The following is a 626-nucleotide window of genomic DNA, read 5'->3' on the forward strand; positions in this document are numbered from 1 at the left end:
CTACCTGTTGATCAACGCCAACGGGTCGGTGCGGGTGTTCCTGAACAAGGGCGGTGACGGGGGGCGCGGCGGTTGGAGCGACCTGGGCCAGGTCGCCACCGGCCTGACCGCCGACCCCTCGCAGGTGACGTTCGCGGACTTCGACGGCGACGGGCGCACCGACTACGTCGTCACCCAGGCGGACGGTGCGGTGGGCGTGTTCCGCAACACCGGTGTCGGTGGTTGGAGCGACCTCGGCAAGGTCGCCGGTGGTGTCACCACCGACCGCAGCCGCGTCAAGTGGGCCGACATCGACGGCGACGGGCGCGCCGACTACAACATCGTCAACCCCGGCGGCTCGATCACCAGCTACGTCAACCACGGCGGCGACACCGGTGGTGGCTGGACGCTGCGGGCGCAGATCACCACGGGTCTGACCGGCGACCAGAACGCGGTGTCGCTGGCGGACATCAACGCCGACGGCCGTGCCGACTACCTCGTCACCACCGGCCCCACCACCGCGTTCCTCAACAACGGCGGCGACGACCGCAACAACCCCGGCTGGATCGACTACGGCCAGATCGCCGCCGGCGCCTGAACCCCGCACCCGCACCACCGACCGGCACCACGAACCCCGGCCACGAACC

General features: G+C 70.6%; 1 protein-coding gene. It reads left to right on the forward strand.

Features of this window, described 5'->3' with window-relative positions; all coding sequences use genetic code 11:
• The coding region (locus tag ADK60_RS24500; protein ID WP_199839748.1) for an FG-GAP repeat domain-containing protein at positions 1 to 577 on the forward strand (577 nt) is incomplete at its 5' end.
• Positions 578 to 626: the final 49 nt, after the last annotated feature.

The organism is Streptomyces sp. XY431, assembly GCF_001279805.1.
GTDB classification, from domain to species: Bacteria; Actinomycetota; Actinomycetes; order Streptomycetales; family Streptomycetaceae; genus Kitasatospora; species Kitasatospora purpeofusca.